Source organism: Candidatus Rokuibacteriota bacterium, from assembly GCA_016188005.1.
Taxonomy (GTDB): Bacteria; Methylomirabilota; Methylomirabilia; order Rokubacteriales; family CSP1-6; genus UBA12499.
Map to the genome: position 1 here is coordinate 49,501 of JACPIQ010000008.1, position 14,902 is coordinate 64,402.

Annotated in this window: 14 protein-coding genes; 7 read left to right on the plus strand and 7 right to left on the minus strand. The window is 71.5% G+C overall.

Annotated elements, in window-relative coordinates; all coding sequences use genetic code 11:
* The first annotated feature begins 523 nt into the window (after positions 1 to 523).
* The 7 genes from HYV93_01930 (at position 524) to HYV93_01960 (ending at position 7,640) form a co-directional block, all read left to right on the plus strand.
* Positions 524 to 4,633, plus strand: a complete 4,110-nt coding sequence (locus HYV93_01930) for a sigma 54-interacting transcriptional regulator (protein ID MBI2524718.1) — start codon at positions 524 to 526, stop codon at positions 4,631 to 4,633.
* A 114-nt stretch (positions 4,634 to 4,747) separates the two neighbouring features.
* Positions 4,748 to 4,984, plus strand: coding sequence for a hypothetical protein (locus HYV93_01935; protein MBI2524719.1), 237 nt, complete (start codon positions 4,748 to 4,750; stop codon positions 4,982 to 4,984).
* A 2-nt stretch (positions 4,985 to 4,986) separates the two neighbouring features.
* Complete coding sequence (locus HYV93_01940) at positions 4,987 to 5,325, plus strand: type II toxin-antitoxin system PemK/MazF family toxin (GenBank protein MBI2524720.1); 339 nt, start codon at positions 4,987 to 4,989, stop codon at positions 5,323 to 5,325.
* A gap of 282 nt (positions 5,326 to 5,607) precedes the next feature.
* Positions 5,608 to 5,907, plus strand: coding sequence for a type II toxin-antitoxin system Phd/YefM family antitoxin (locus HYV93_01945; GenBank protein MBI2524721.1), 300 nt, complete (start codon positions 5,608 to 5,610; stop codon positions 5,905 to 5,907).
* The gene (locus tag HYV93_01950) at positions 5,904 to 6,332 is read left to right on the plus strand and encodes a type II toxin-antitoxin system VapC family toxin (GenBank protein MBI2524722.1); all 429 of its coding nucleotides are present in this window, start codon (positions 5,904 to 5,906) and stop codon (positions 6,330 to 6,332) included. Before HYV93_01945 ends, HYV93_01950 begins: the two co-directional genes overlap by 4 nt.
* Before the next feature lie 84 nt (positions 6,333 to 6,416).
* Positions 6,417 to 6,869 (plus strand): GMC family oxidoreductase, encoded by a 453-nt coding sequence (locus tag HYV93_01955; protein MBI2524723.1) that lies wholly within the window; start codon positions 6,417 to 6,419, stop codon positions 6,867 to 6,869.
* A 12-nt stretch (positions 6,870 to 6,881) separates the two neighbouring features.
* Complete coding sequence (locus HYV93_01960; GenBank protein MBI2524724.1) at positions 6,882 to 7,640, plus strand: chlorite dismutase family protein; 759 nt, start codon at positions 6,882 to 6,884, stop codon at positions 7,638 to 7,640.
* 377 nt (positions 7,641 to 8,017) lie between these two features.
* Here the strand turns inward: HYV93_01960 and HYV93_01965 are convergent, their stop codons facing one another.
* The 7 genes from HYV93_01965 to HYV93_01995 all read right to left on the minus strand — a co-directional run bounded on the left by HYV93_01965 (position 8,018) and on the right by HYV93_01995 (position 14,873).
* On the minus strand, positions 8,018 to 9,682 hold the full coding sequence (locus HYV93_01965; GenBank protein ID MBI2524725.1) for a thiamine pyrophosphate-binding protein: 1,665 nt from the start codon (positions 9,680 to 9,682) through the stop codon (positions 8,018 to 8,020).
* Between the two features lie 16 nt (positions 9,683 to 9,698).
* Complete coding sequence (locus HYV93_01970) at positions 9,699 to 10,925, minus strand: MFS transporter (protein ID MBI2524726.1); 1,227 nt, start codon at positions 10,923 to 10,925, stop codon at positions 9,699 to 9,701.
* Between the two features lie 631 nt (positions 10,926 to 11,556).
* On the minus strand, positions 11,557 to 12,474 hold the full coding sequence (locus HYV93_01975; protein MBI2524727.1) for a PEP-CTERM sorting domain-containing protein: 918 nt from the start codon (positions 12,472 to 12,474) through the stop codon (positions 11,557 to 11,559).
* Positions 12,475 to 12,979: 505 nt separating this feature from the next.
* The gene (locus HYV93_01980; GenBank protein ID MBI2524728.1) at positions 12,980 to 13,165 is read right to left on the minus strand and encodes a PEP-CTERM sorting domain-containing protein; all 186 of its coding nucleotides are present in this window, start codon (positions 13,163 to 13,165) and stop codon (positions 12,980 to 12,982) included.
* Between the two features lie 68 nt (positions 13,166 to 13,233).
* On the minus strand, positions 13,234 to 14,115 hold the full coding sequence (locus HYV93_01985; protein ID MBI2524729.1) for an LLM class F420-dependent oxidoreductase: 882 nt from the start codon (positions 14,113 to 14,115) through the stop codon (positions 13,234 to 13,236).
* A 30-nt stretch (positions 14,116 to 14,145) separates the two neighbouring features.
* On the minus strand, positions 14,146 to 14,595 hold the full coding sequence (locus tag HYV93_01990; protein MBI2524730.1) for a type II toxin-antitoxin system VapC family toxin: 450 nt from the start codon (positions 14,593 to 14,595) through the stop codon (positions 14,146 to 14,148).
* Entirely contained in the window at positions 14,592 to 14,873 is a 282-nt protein-coding gene (locus tag HYV93_01995; protein MBI2524731.1) for a type II toxin-antitoxin system prevent-host-death family antitoxin, read from the minus strand. Before HYV93_01995 ends, HYV93_01990 begins: the two co-directional genes overlap by 4 nt.
* Between the last annotated feature and the right edge of the window lie 29 nt (positions 14,874 to 14,902).

Here is a 14,902-nt window from a genome sequence, read left to right on the forward strand (position 1 = left end):
CCGGGGCGTTCGATGTGAGTGGGAGTTACGGCGACATGCCAGGTTCGCCCCAGCGGGGATATCAGGATGTTCAGGGATGGTGACCCGGGTGATTGACCGGTGCCGTGACGCTGCAATTGGTTGCGGTGGACGGTTCGCGGGAAGGCAACGCGCGGCCGGAGACCGATTGAAGACAGCCGCGAAAGGTGTTTCCACCGACATTCTGTCAAGTTCCTCGACGGCGGGGAAGCGTGGTCCTGCGATCTCGGCGGGTTAGGAGCTGAGCCGTTGGTCCGCGATGCACTAGGAGCTTGTCGCGACGATTTACACATGCGCAAGCTGCTGCGACATCGCCGGGGATAGCGGTGATGCCGCAGAGCGATGAATTGCCAGCGCCGGCGCCCGCCTAGGAATAACTACTGAGTGCCGGGACCGGGCGCATCGCCCCGATGGCACGCCGCGTGCCAGGCTCTATGCTGCGGTCGCCGGAGAGCTGGCGCCGATGGCGAGTTCCCGTCCCTGATTCGTCGCGGAGGGAAATGGATTGGACGACGCCGGAACTGGTCTGGTCGGGCAGAGCCCGGCGCTTCTCGGGCTCAAGCAGCAGGTCGGGCGCCTCCTCGAGCATCAGGTGCCGGGGAGTCGCCTGCCACCGCTCCTCATCCAGGGGGAGACCGGCACGGGGAAGGGGCTTCTCGCCCGGGCTATCCACGCGGGGAGTCTGAGGGCCAGCGAGCCATTCGTGGACGTGGATTGCGCGGCCATTCCTGAGACTCTCCTCGAATCAGAACTGTTCGGCTTCGAGCGCGGGGCCTTCACGGATGCCCGCCACGCCAAGGCGGGCCTCTTCCAGACCGCTCATCGCGGCACGGTGCTCCTGGACGAGGTGGGGCTCCTGACGCGGCCGCTGCAGGCCAAGCTCCTGAAAGTGGTGGAGCAGCGAGGCGTCCGGCGGCTGGGAAGCACGCGGAGCGAGCTGGTGGACGTGTGGATCATCGCCGCCACCAACGAGGACCTCGCGCGGGCCACCCACGAGGGTCGGTTCAGGGAGGACCTCTATCACCGGCTGGCGGCGGTCACCCTGAGCCTGCCGCCCCTGAGGGAGCGGGGGGAGGACATCCTGCTCCTGGCCGAGCACTTCCTCGCGCGGGCCTGCCACGAGTATGGCCTGACGGCGCGGACCCTAGCGCCGGATGCGCGCGAGGCCCTGCTGGGCTACGGCTGGCCGGGCAATGTCCGCGAGCTGGCCAACCTGATGGAGCGCGTGATCCTCCTGTCCGAGGGGTCGGCCGTCACGGCGGATCGGCTCGGGCTTCCGGCAGGGGTCCCGGCCGGCTCCGCAGGCGGTGCCGGAACCCGGCCGGACCTTCTGCGAGCCTCGGTGGATCTTTTCGAGCGCGATCGCCTGCTTTCAGCCCTGGGCGAGTCGGGGTGGAATGTCAGCCTGGCGGCCTTGCGCCTCGGGGTGCCGCGGAACACCCTCCGGTACCGCATCGGGAGGCTCCGCTTGCGCCCGCCGGCTGACGCCGGCGCCCAGGGGAGGCCGCGGCCGATTCGCGACGTCTCGTCCTCTTCGACCTCCTCGACCTCCTCGACCGCGGAGCCCGCCGCCTCCGCCAAAGCTCCGGCGGCCAGGACGCCGGGGCCGGTGTCCCGGCCGAGACGGGGGTCCGCCCGTAGGCCTGCGGGCGGGGCTGCGGCGGCAGGCGGCCAGGGGCCGGCCTCGGCGCCGGAGTGGGAGCTGCGCCCCGTCACCATGCTCGGCGTCGTCCTCTCCCCGGCCGCCGGGCCCTCCGAGCCGGGACTGCTGGCGGGGGCGATGGAGATCGTCGCGGAGAAGACCCGCGCCTTCGGCGGCCGGGTCGAGTCGGTCGAGGGCGCCACGCTCGTGGCAGCCTTCGGCCTTCGGTCGGCCGAGCACGCGGCTCTGCGGGCGCTCCTGGCCGGGCTCGCCATCGTCAAGCTCGGCGAGTCCGCGGGGGCCGACGCGGGCGCGCGTGTCACGGTGAGGATCGCCGCGCACACGGCCGAGGCCATGGTCAGGCGTGACAACGGCGAGGCCCGGATCGGCGCCCAGGACGGGCCGGGGATGGAGGCCGTGCTGGGCGGCCTGCTCGAGGCTGCCGGCCCCAACTCCATCGTTGTCTCCGGGGCGATGGCCCCGCTCCTCTCCCGGCACTTCAGGCTCGAGCCTGCCGTGGCGGGTGGAGGCGAGGCTGCGCCAGGCGCCGCCCATCGCGTCCTCGGGCGCCGGCAGGCGGGCGATCCCGAGTCGGGAGGGCTGATCCCCTTCGTGGGGCGGGGGCGGGAGCTGGACACGCTCCTCGATCTCGTCGCGCGCGCCGAGGCGGGGCGCGGCCAGGTGGTCGGCGTCATGGGCGAGCCAGGCATCGGCAAGTCGCGGCTGCTGCACGAGTTGCGCCGGCGTCTCAGCGCCTGCGGGATCCCCGTCTACGAGGGCCGCTGCGCCCCCGGCGGGCGGGCCACGCTGCAGTCCACGATGCTCGAGCTGCTGCGGCAGGCCTATGGCATCGGCGAGGGGGACGACGCGGAGGCGGTTGTCGGGAAGGTGCGGGAGGGGCTGGGCGCGAAGGGGCTGTCTGCGCAGGAGTGGGCGCCGAGTCTTCTGCTGCTGCTGGGGATGTCCGGAGGGGACGGCGGGCTCGCGGCGCTGTCGCCCGAGGCCCGCAAGGCGCGCATCTTCGACAGCCTCCGCCGGCTCACAGTCGAGCGGAGCCGTCGCCAGCCCTTCGTCCTCGCCCTCGACGACGCCCACTGGCTCGGCAAGACCTCGGAGGAGTTCCTGGAGTTCCTCGTCCGGGGCCTGCCCGCCTCGCGCGTGCTGCTCCTCTGCACCTACAGGCCAGACTACCGGCCAGCCTGGCTTGCGGCTCACTCCGCCAGCCAGCTCGCCCTGCCCCCGCTGGAGCGGGCGGAGAGCCTGGCCATGCTCGGCTCGATCCTGCCGCCGGCACGTGGCGAGCCCCTGAGGGAGCGGATCATCGAGCAGGCCCAGGGCAATCCGCTCTTCCTCCAGCAGCTGGCCCAGGCGGCGGGCCAGTCCGGTCCCGACGAGCCCGGAGCGTCCATTCCGCAGACGATCCGCGAGGTGATCGTCGGTCGCATGGACAGACTGGCCGAAGGGCCGAGGCGGCTCCTGCAGTGCCTGTCGGTGTTCAGGGGCTCCGTGCCGCTGCCGGTGCTGGCCGCGGTGGCGGGCGACACCCCGGAACTCGCGGAGCGGCTCGACGCCCTGGAGAGGCTCGATTTCGCGCGGGAGGAGCCGGGCACCGAGCCGCCCGAGTACGCCGTCAGCCATTCCCTGGCCCGCGAGGTGGTCTATCAGGGCCTGCCCCTCCCCGAGCGCGAGGCCTTGCATGCGGCCGCCGGTCAGGCACTCGAGGCACATTATGGGGCGCGGCGCGGGGGGGGCTGCGAGCAGCTCGCCTATCACTACGCGAGGGCGGGGGACCCCCGGAAGGCCATCGAGCACCTGACGGGCTTCGCCGAGGTCTTGCTGGGCGCCTCAGGTCTGTCCGAGGCCGCCGAGACGCTTTCGGAGGCGCTCGGCCACGCCCAGCGATTGCCTGGCTCGCAGCGGGACCGCTCTCACGTGGAGCTGCTCCTCCGGCTGACGGGCGTGCTGGCGTGGCTGGGCCAGGCCGGGGAGGCCCGGGCTCTGCTCGGCACGGAGCGCGAGCGCGTGGAGCGGCTGCACGAGCCACATCTCACGGGCCTCTACCACTGCCAGCTCGCGCTTGCCCACTCCTACCTCGGCGAGCCTGAGGCCGCGCGCGCCGCCGGGCGGCGAGCCGTGGACGAGGCGGCGCGCTGCGGCGACGAGCCGATCATCGGCCGGGCGCAATTCGTGTCGGCGGTGGCCGACTGGGCCCTGGGGCAGTACCGGGCGGCCATGGAGAACGCGCGGCACGCGGTGCTGTGCTTGACGCGCGTCGGCGACACTCACTGGCTCGCCCGGAGCCGCCGCATATTGGGGCTCGCGCGGTTCGGGGCCGGCGATTTCGACGGAGCGCTGGAGGCGGTTGGCGCGGCCGAGGCGCTGGGCGCCGCCTCGGGCGATGCCTGGACCCAGAGCATTGCCGCCTCCGCCGCCGGGTGGATCCTCGCCACCCGCGGCGACGGGGAGGCGGCCAGCGCCGCCTGCCAGCGGGCGCTTCAGTGCGCGCGCGATCCCTTCACGCGGGCCAGCGCCATGGGCACGCTGGGGCTGGCCTTTCTCGAGCGCCATGACCCGGCTGGCGCCATTCCCTGGCTCGAGGGGGCGGTGGAGCAGGCCCGCCGCTTCACGAACAGGCGGGTCGAGGGGCGCTTCCTGGTCTTCCGCGGGCAGGCTTACCTCGGGCTGGGCCGGCTGGACGAGGCGAGGCGGTCGGTGGCTGCCGGCCTCGAGATGTGCCGCACCACCCGGTTCGCCTACGGCACGGGCCTGGGCGAGCGCGCGCTGGGTGAGGTGGCGCTGGCCGCCGGCCGGCTCGACGAGGCCGCCACGCATCTCGCCCGCGCCCGCGACCTCTTCACCGCCGTGGGCTCTCCCCACGAGGTCGCACGGGGTCAGGTCTTGCATTCCAACATTGGTCAAGGACGGACCGCATTGCAGCGGGGCGGCGGGGAGGGCCTCTCGACCGTCGCCTGAGCCACGCCTTCGCCCGCCGCCGAGGGCGTCCACGGCGGCTCTCTCGGCGGCGAGCCTGAACCGGGGGCCGGCACCGAAGGTCGCCCGGGAGACGATACCGGTTATACTAAGAGTATGAAGACAGCCGTGTCTCTTCCAGAGGACGTATTCCGGGCCGCCGAACGGCAGGCGCGCCGGGCGCGGAAGTCACGAAGCCAGCTCTACGCGGAGGCGCTCTCGGAGTACCTCCTGCGGCATGCGCCCGACGAGGTCACCGAGGCGATGAACCATGTCGTCGACCAGCTGAATGAGACCACCGACCCGTTCGTCACGGCCGCTGCCCGGCGAATCCTGGAGCGCAGCGAGTGGTAGAGGTGTCGCAGGGCGAGATCTGGTGGGCCGATCTGCCTGACCCCGCTCGCTCTGGCCCCGGTTTCCGACGGCCCGTGGTGATCGTGCAAGGCAATCCCCTGAACCGAAGCCGGATCGCCACGGTGGTCTGTGTTCCGTTGACGAGCAATCTGACCTGGGCGCGGGCGCCCGGGAACGTCCTCCTCCCAGCCAACGTCGCGGGCCTCCCGAAGGATTCGGTGGCCAATCCATCACAGATCATTGCTCTCGATAGAGCCTTCCTCGCCGAGCGGGTGGCGAGGCTGCCACCAAAGCACGTCGCGCAGGTGCTGGGCGGGATCGACGTGGTGCTCGGCAGATAGGAGGCGTATTCCGGGGAAGCGCGCGGGGGTGCTCCTTCTCGCTCCGCGTCGCTCGCGCTCGGCCACGCCTCGGGCAGGCCGAGGACGTCGCGGACGGCCTCGGCGACGCGCGTCATGAGGTGCCGGGGCAGGCGGGTGAGAGGCCCCTCGACGAGGTGCCGGTTGTCGATGGCGCGGAGCCGATCGACGAGGGGATCCAAGGGCGGTGCAAGCTTCAGGGAGATCGCTCCCAAGCGCCAGGGTCCGCTTGACCGGCGCTCCCGACATGGCTAACATGGCCACATGAAGAAGGCCAAGATCGCCGAGCTCAAGAACCACCTGTCCCGCTACCTCGATCACGTCCGGAGCGGGGAGTCGGTGCTGGTGCTGGACCGGGACCAGCCCGTTGCGCAGATCGTTCCCCTCGTGGGCCCGAGCGGGGGGCCGCGCGGCCACGACGAGCGGCTGGCGCGGCTGGAGCGGCGGGGCCTGATCCGGCGCGGGTCCGGAGGTCTCCCCGAGTGGCTCGGGAAGCGCAAGCCCCCCCGCCTGCGGGGCAGCGTGCTCAGGGATCTGCTGGCCGAGCGACGGGCCGGCTGGTGAGGTTCTGGGACACCTCGGCCCTCATCCCGCTGGTGGTGGCCGAGCGCGGCACCACGCTGGCGGAGCGCCTCCTCCGTGAGGACCCCGCCGTTGTGGTCTGGGCCCTGACCCGTGTCGAGCTGCTGTCAGCGCTGGCGCGCCGGCGGCGCGAGGAGCCAGCCGCCGCGCGGCGGCTCCTGGGGGCCAAGCGCGAGATCCTGGCGGCCTGGCCGCGCTGGTCCGAGGTGACCGCGGTGGAGGTCGTTCGGCGCCACGCGGAGCGGGTGGTGGACACCCATGCGATCCAGGCCGCCGACGCGCTGCAGATCGGCGCGGCGCTCGTCGCCGCCGGCGACGACCCCGCTGCGCTGGAGTTCGTCACATTCGACGAGCGGCAGGCCGTGGCCGCCGAGCGCGAGGGATTTCGCGTGCGCGGCGCGAGCTGAAGGCGCCCGCCGCCGAAGCGGGCGAGGTTCACGGGGGGTCGGACCGTCGGTCGAAAGGCCAGGCAGACGATCGTCCTCATCTACATGCGCACGCTCGAGGAGTATCTGAGGCTCCGTCTCGGCCGCCGCGCCGCGCGGGGCTTTCGCCGGGAGCTCACCACGGTGCCGGGCGCGGGGCGCGTCCCCACCGCCTTCAGGCCCGAGGCCACCGCGCTGGCGCAGCGCGTGGCGCGGAAGATCGGCGGGCTGCCCATGAGCCTCGTCACCGAGACCGTCATGGGTATTCCCACCACACCCCATCTTCTCGGTGGCTGCGGCATGGGCGAGAACCCGGAGGCGGGAGTCATCGACGCCCGCCACCGCGTCTTCGGCTACGACGGGCTCTACGTCGTCGACGGCTCGGCCGTCTCCGCCAATCCCGGCGTCAACCCGGCGCTCACCATCTGCGCACTGGCCGAGCGGGCGATGAGCCTCATCCCCCCCGCTGGGTGCGCGGCCAGCCAGGCGGGGCGCGTTGTCAACGCTGGGCGGCGCTGATAGGCTTGGGCCATGACGACACGACCTGACGGGCAGGAACGGAAGCCTCCGGGAGAGGTGAGCGTGGACGTCCTCGAGCGGGGCGCCCGCGGGCAGACCTCGAGCCGCCGGCTCTTCATGCAGCTCCAGGTATTCGGCGGCTGCGCCGACCCCAAGCCGCTGGCGCGGGCCTTGGAGGCCGGCGGCATCGAGGCCGTGCTGTACGCCGAGGTGGGCGATCCGCGGGGGGTAGGGCTGCTGGCCTTCGCCGAGGACCCGGCCTTCTTCGTGACGCGCCTGCGCGAGACGCTCGGCGGCGAGCCCTTCGCGGCGCTCGAGCTCAAGCCAGCCCTCACCATGATCGGGCGATCCTACTCCTCGGGATTCGAGGCAGACCTCGAGGACTGGCTCCTGCACCGGCCGCGGCGCACCGTGCTCAACCCCGCCTGGCCGTGGGCCATCTGGTACCCGCTGCGCCGGGTGGGGGCCTTCGCGCGGCTGTCGCCGGAGGAGCAGAGCGCGATCCTGCGCGAGCACGCCGTGCTCGGCCGCGCCTATGGCGAGGCCGATCTCGGCCACGACATCCGCCTCGCCTGCCACGGGCTCGACACCCACGACAATGACTTCCTCATCGGGCTCGTGGGGCGCGCCCTCCACCCGCTCTCTCACCTCGTGCAGACCATGCGGAAGACGGCGCAGACCTCAGAGTACATCCAGAGCCTGGGCCCCTTCTTCGTCGGTCACGCCCTCTGGCAGGGGGGTCAGGTCTTGCAATCCGACATCGGTCAGTGACCGGGTGTATCTGCCAGCGTACGTCTTGAGTGGGAGGTGGCGCCCGCGGTAGCGTCGGCGCATGGCACGGCCGCTTCGCGTGCAGTTCCCGGGCGCGCTCTATCACGTGACAGCCCGTGGGAACGGGCGCCAGCCCATCTTCGCCGATGACACCGACCATGAGCGCTTGCTGGCCGCGCTCACCTCCGTGGTCGCCCGCTATCACGAGGGACGAGCGAGATGCCCGCTGCGCCCGCGCGGTCCGCGACCACGGCTAGACGATGAACGCGGTCGCGGCGTTTCTCGGCGTCCACTGTGCGACGGTCAGCCGCGCGTTGGCGCGGGGCGAGGCGCCGCGCACCACAGCGGCCGTGTTGGATTGCAAGACCTGACCCCAGTCAGGGGCGGCCCTCTACGGCGACGTCGAGGAGGTAGGGGCGCTTCGCCCGGAGGGCGGCGTCGAGGGCGGGGCGGAGGTCGGCGCCACGGCTGACACGGGCGGCGGTGACGCCCATGCCCTGGGCCAGCTCGGTGAAGCCGAGCGGCGGCTGCTCCAGGTCCATGTGCAGGTACGGGCCCTCGGCGCCGAGGCCGAAGCGCTGGCGATAGGTGTCCATGTTGTGCTTGAGGATGCGGTACTCGCGGTTGTCGAGGATGACGAACACCACCGCGAGATCGTGATGGGCCGCCGTCCAGAGCGCCTGGATGCTGTACATGGCGGAGCCGTCCCCCGAGACCACGACGACCGGCCGATGCGGCTCGGCGAGCTTGACGCCGAGGCCGCCGGGCAGAGCCTGGCCGATGCCGCCCCCGCGGGCGCCCCAGTAGTCGCCCGGTCGAGTGAACGGGATCGTCCGCGCCAGGTCGGGTCCGGCCGTGATGGCCTCGTCGATGACGATGGCGTCGGCAGGCAGCGCCGCGGCCAGCTCGGCCATTACGCGGGGCATGGAGAGGGGCTCGCGATCCCAGCGCCTGGCCGCGCGAGCGCGCTGGCTTTCCGCGTCCTGCTCCTTGAGGGCGCGCAGCGCGGCGTTGCGCCGCGCCGCCTCTTCCCGGCCGGCCGCCCCGGCGACGCGCTCGATGGCCGCGCGCAGGGCGGCGAGGGCCTGGGCCGGGTGCGCGAGGAGACCGACCTGCACCGGGAAGTTGCGGGCCAGCCGCTCGGGGGCATCGGCGATCTGGATCAGCGCCGCGCCGTCGGGGAAGGGTGAGCCCGGCGCGAACCACACCTCCTCGAGGCAGCGGCCGCCGACGAGCAGCACGATGTCGGACCCGTCGAGGGCCCGGCGGATGGAGGCGGCGTCGAAGCCGAGGCGCAGCCGGCAGTTCGGGTGCGAGGTGGGGAAGGCGATCCCGAGGTGCACCCCCTCGTACCAGACGGCGGCGCCGAGGGCCTCGGCCAGCCCGAGCAGCTCGGCCTGCGCCCGGGCGTTGCCCGCGATGTCGCCGAGGACGATGGCGGGGCTCCGGCTGCCGGCGAGGAGTGCCGCGGCCTCCTCGACGCCGGCCGGGTCGGGCAGGGTCGCGCGGTAGAGTCCGCCGGGCGGAATCGCCGCGTGCTCCGTCTCCTGCTCGAGGACGTCGATGGGCAGCGCCACGAACACCGGGCCCGACGGCGGGTCGCTGGCGATCTTGAAGGCGCGGTGGAGGCAGAGGGCGAGCTCGTCGGCGCGCTCGGCCTGCACGCTCCACTTGGTGAGGGGCGCGGCCATGGCGACGAGGTCATGGCCCAGCAGGGGCTCGCGCAGCCGCATGCGGGTGTCCTGCTGGCCGGCCGTCACCACCAGCGGGGCCCCCGCCTTCGCGGCGGCGTAGAGCATGCCCAGCGCATTGCCCAGGCCCGGCGCGACGTGCAGGTTGACGAAGGCGGTGCGGCCGCTGGCATGGGCGTAGTAGGCGGCGGCTCCGAGGGCGACGCCCTCGTGCAGGGCGACGATGTACCGGAGCCGGGGATGGCCGGCCAGGCCATCCATGAGCGGGCTCTCGGTGGTACCCGGGTTGCCGAAGATGTACTCCACCCCTTGCGCCACCAGGGTGTCCATGAGGACCTGCTTGCCGCGCATGCGCATGCTCCTCCACTCAGGGATGGGGACGCCGGGGCAGTCGCCCGGCCCACACGGCGATGGTGGCGACCAGGGCGGAGGCGCCGGCGAGGGTGAAGGCCAGGACGTAGCTGCCCGTGACGTCGAAGAGATGCCCCGCCTGCCAGGCCCCGAGGGCGCTGCCGGCGGCCCCGCCGATCTGGGTGACGCCGAAGATGGCGCCGAAGTTCCGGCCCCGGAACCGATCGCTGACCATCGCGGGCATGAGGGAGGCGGTGACCGAGTAGCCGGAGCCGAACAGCACGGCGTAGGCGTACGGCAGCCAGGGAGTCGGGCTCGCGGTCATGCCCAGGAGCACGCCGACGCCGGCGAGCATCAAGGCCATGCCCAGTACGTACACCGCCTCCCGCGGGAAGAAGTCAGAGAGCCAGCCGCCGCCGGTCTTCCCGATGATGCTCGATGCGCCGACCACGCTCACCACCGATGCGGCCACCATCGGGGTCGCGTCGTGATCGACGAGGAAGGCGGCCTGGTGGACATGCAGGCTCTGGGAGCAGAGGTTCCCCATGAAGGTGGCGGAGGCCAATACCCAGAAGGGCCGCGTGAGCATGGCGGCCGCCAGCGACGGGGCGGCGGCCGGCACCGGCGCCCCAGGGGCGCTCGCCAGTTCCGCGGGTGGCTCGGCGAGGGGCGGGGCGGCCGCCTCCCGCACGAGCAGCCAGGTCGCGGGCAGGATCCACACCGCAGAGAGCGCGCTCAGCACGCGAAACGCCCAGCGCCAGCCGAAGGAGCCGATCAGCGCCTGGCAGAGCGGCACGACGAGGAAGATGCCGAGGCCGATCCCGGCGCCGGCGATGCCCAGCGCCAGCCCCAGCCGCTCGCTGAAGTGGCGCTGCACGAGCACCACCGTCGGGGTCCAGCCGGCCGTGGCCACGCCGGCGGCGGTGAGACCGCCGAAGGCCAGGTAGAGCTGCCAGGGGGTATTGACCAGACTGTCGGCCCAGAGCCCGATGGCGAGGAGGAGGCCGCCGGCCGCGATGATGCGACGGGGCCCGAGGCGGTCGCAGAGCCCGCCGAGCACGGGGTTCATGGCGCCGTGAACCAGGGTGAACACCGAGAAGGCGCCCGCCAGGGCAGAGCGGCTCCAGCCGAAGTCGCGCAGCCAGGCCACGAGGAACACCGTGTAGGCGTACCAGGTGCCGTAGACGAGTGACATCGTGATCACGGTGACGGCCAGGGTCCAGTGCGCCGCGGAGCGTGACATGCGAGGCTGTCGCGGGGAAGTGCCCCGCGCTGAGGGGGCTGAGGAGGCTGCACCCGGGACGGGCATGCCATGGAGGGGCGCCGAGTGCCAGACTGCGGAGCACGCCGGGGGGAGTGGCCCCTGGACTTCCGGGCGCCGCTCGGCGGCGCGACCGGACAGGAGGAGCTCCGTGGAGCTGAACAGCCGGATGATGGACGGCTCGATTCCCCAAGATCCCGAGGGGCGCTGCGCCTCGCGGAGGAGGCGAGGCTTGTCGGGCAGGCTGGTTGTCGAGGTCGCGGCCGAGTGCCATCCGTCCCCAAGCCCGCGCCGTGCGGCCAGGCGCCGCGGGGCTCCCGCCGCCGATCCAGAGAGGCACGTGCGGCTTCTGCGTGGGCTTCGGGGGCGACGCCACAGTCCTCGACCTGGAAGTACTGACCCGCGACCGCGGGTGCTCTTCGGCCCAGAGGACGTTCTGAGATGCCCGGTCGGTCCGAGGCGAAGCGGCGCAGCCGAGCCGCCCGGCCTGGTTGCGGCCGCGAGGCCGCGCTAGGAAAGATTAACGCCGGTTCGCATCACGCGGCCGCATGCAGCGGGCCTCCAGAACGCCCTGAAAGCCTCCGGCCTCGTCGAGCCGGCGTTTCGGTGTTCGTTACCCGCGCCTGCGCGCCCGGTGCAGCCCGAACAGGCCGCCAAGACCCGCCCCGAGCAGCAAGAGACTCGCCGGTTCGGGCACCGCGGTGAATTCATGATCCGTCTGCGCCATCGCCAGCCGTCCCTCCGGCGCGCCGTCTTCGGCGCTGCCGTAGAGCGGCCCGGTCGTCGTCCAGCCCGTGGACGGGTCGAAGGCAAAGGGCGCCCAGCTGAAGGTCATGCCCGGCAGCGCGGCGACCTGGCCATTGAGGACGGTGAAGACCTGGTTCGGGGCAAAGCTTGGGATGCCGCCCGGCGCGGCCATGAATTCCTCCAGATTGACGAGGCTGTAGAGCGTCACGTCGGTGAAGATGTCGAAGAAACTGTCCACCGCCCACAAATCCGGGATGAGGACGGGCACGTCATTGCCGACGCTCTGGTGAATGAAATCGGAATTGCTCTCGATAGTCCATTCCGCGCTGCCCGTGTCGAAATAGAAGGATTCGATCCACAGGAGCGCGCCGGCGCCGTTGCCTGGCTGATTGCCGCCGCCGCCCGGCAGCGGTCCGCCGCCCCCGCCGCCAAACGGATTCGGCCCGGGGCCGCCGCCGGCGTTCGGCGCCTTGGTCGTGTTGAAGGCGTCGCAATTCGTTCTGTTGAATTCGCCGGCCTTGATGTACAGCGTCCTTGAGCCGCCGGCCGGGATGACGCCAAGATCACGTTGCCCGATGTCCCGGCCTTTCTCATCCGTGATGTGAACGGTGAACTCTTTCGCCGCGCCGCCGAAATTCTGCTCCACGAGGGAGACGTCTTTGGAACAGTCGCGGCTGCCGCCGGGAACGGGCACTGACGTGGCGGACGCCGGCGCGACTTGCGCGCAGGCGAAAAGCACCGTGGCGAAAAACGCCGCGCGATGAAATGACAGTGGTCCTTGCATGGCTGGTCTCCCGGGGAAGGATGTTTCCCCAAGCGAACCCAAAGCGGGCCAAGCGACATTCAACCTGCAGATCTGTCGCGACCTGGCCACCGAGCATACGCCGTGCCAGACACGGGCACTGTCACCCATCCAGTTGAAACAACGAATGGAATCCCACCCACGGCTGAATCGCCGGCATGCCGGGCTCGTCACCTTGTAAGGATTCCCGACGGGTTCCCAGAGCGAAACCCGCTTCGATTGGCAGGCGACGAAGCCGATCACGGGCGTCGCCCTTGAGCGGGTGTTCCAGCCCCTCCTTCGGCCGGCGTAGCGGTCTCAGAGCAGGGACGGCTGGTTGCCCTTGTACCGGTCCCAGTCGGGACCACTTCCTATGGAACCTCCTCCGCCGTCCTCTTGCCGACCGGGACAGTCTGGGGCTGAGCCTCGAGGGCTTCGAGCCGATCGGTCCTCTGGCCAGCAAGCTCTGGACCTTCACGCCCGCGGATTCTCGTACGGCCCACCTGTGTCAGATGCCCGCACGGCGCCACCGCGCGTGCACGCTGAACCCGAGCACCACTCCGGACCCCAAAATGAGCAACATCAGCGTCGAAGGCTCCGGCACTGTAGCCAAGTCGAGCGTAATCCCCGTGCTCGGGGTATTGCTGCCGCATCCGAATCTCCGGTCGTCCGTGGTCGTGCAGGCAAAGCTCACCAACGAAAAATCCTTATCGATCCTATGCGCGGGGCATGAGCGACGGTCGCCGCCGGCGGAGCCCGGGCTCATCCGGCGTCGCGCCGGTACGGCGCGATGACGTGGGTGGCGATGGACTCCAGGCGCTGGAGCACCTTGTCGCGATCGAGGCTGAACACCGGCGCGAGCAGGTGCCGCACGCCCTGGGCGGCGAAGTGGTGGGCAAGATCCAGCGTGAGCCGATCCGTGGGCGAGGCGCTGATGACGAACTCCGCCTCCGTGCGTCCGGCCCGGTCCAGCGCCTCGCGGAGGAGGCGGAGCTTGCCGGGCAGGTCGGCCGCCGAGGTGGCGGCCGAGTGCCATCCGTCCCCGAGCCGCGCCGCGCGGCCGAGCGCCGCTGGACTCTCGCCGCCGATCCAGAGAGGCACGTGCGGCTTCTGCGCGGGCTTGGGGGCGAAGCCACAGTCCTCGACCTGGAAGTACTGACCCGAGAAGCGCGGGTGCTCCTCGGTCCAGAGGACCTTCATGAGCCGCAGGTACTCGTCCATGCGGCGGCCACGGTCGTGGAACGAGGCCCCGAGGAGGGTGAACTCCTCTTCCATCCAGCCCACGCCGGCCCCGAAGATGACGCGCCCCCGCGAGAGGTGGTCGGCGCTGGCGATCTGCTTGGCGGTGACGATGGGGTGCCGCATGGGCACCACCGTGATGCTGGTGCCGAGGCGGATCGTCGTGGTGTGGGCGGCGAGGTAGCCGAGGGCGACCATGGGATCGAGCCAGTCCAGGTCCGGGTCGTACGGGAAGCTGCCGTCCCGGGAATACGGGTAGGTCGAGGCCAGGCGCCGCGGGACGATGATGTGATCGGCCAGGAACACCGAGTGATAGCCCAGCTCCTCGGCCCGGCGCGCGACGCGCGCCAGCGTCTCGGGCTCGGCGAGGGGTCCCACGCCGAAGATGTGTGCGCCGAAGTCCATGAGTCCTCCTTTGCGCGGCGGGGGTGTCGGCTAACGCCGGTGCGCGGCTGGGCTTTCGGGGTTGATGACCGTGAGGCCCTCGGCCTCCGCCGCCCGGAGGAGCCGATTGTCGGCGGCGACGAAGGTGATGGGCTCGCCCAGCTCCGTGTGAAGGCGGCACGCCGAGGCGAGGTGAATGGCGTCGAACCCCTTCAGCGGGTGACGCTGGATGAGCTGGCGGGCGACATCGAGGACGGGGCCAGAGAGGTCGACGCGGAGACAGCCCTGCCAGTCGTGCTCGAACTGGCGACAGGACCCGGCGTACTCGGCAGGCGAGAGGTCGCGCTCCCGGTGACGGCGTGTGAGTCCGGCGTACACCTCGGCGTAGGCGATGTTCGCCGTCGCGAACAGTCCCTCTCGGGCCAGGATGGCCTGGACGAGCGGGGTTCCCCTCTCGTCGACGAAGCGCTTGATGAGCGCGCTGGTATCGAGATAGTTCATCTCCGGTCTTCGAGGATCGTCCTGGAGAGCGGCTTGCCGCGAACCCGGACCAGCCGGACGCGCCTCAACAACTTCCGGGTGGGCAAGGTCACCACACCCCGTGCGGCCAGCTTCGCCAGTCGCGCCTCCAGGCTCACGGGGGTCTCTGCCGACAGGATGGGCTGGAGCAGGGCGATCGGCTTTCCCCTCTCGGTGACGATAACCTCTTCGCCGCGCTTGGTCCGACGGAGGTACTCCGCGAGGCGGTTCTTAAGCTCCCGGACGCCGACGCTGCCCATGGCCGCCCCTCCCTGGTGGCCATTGTAGC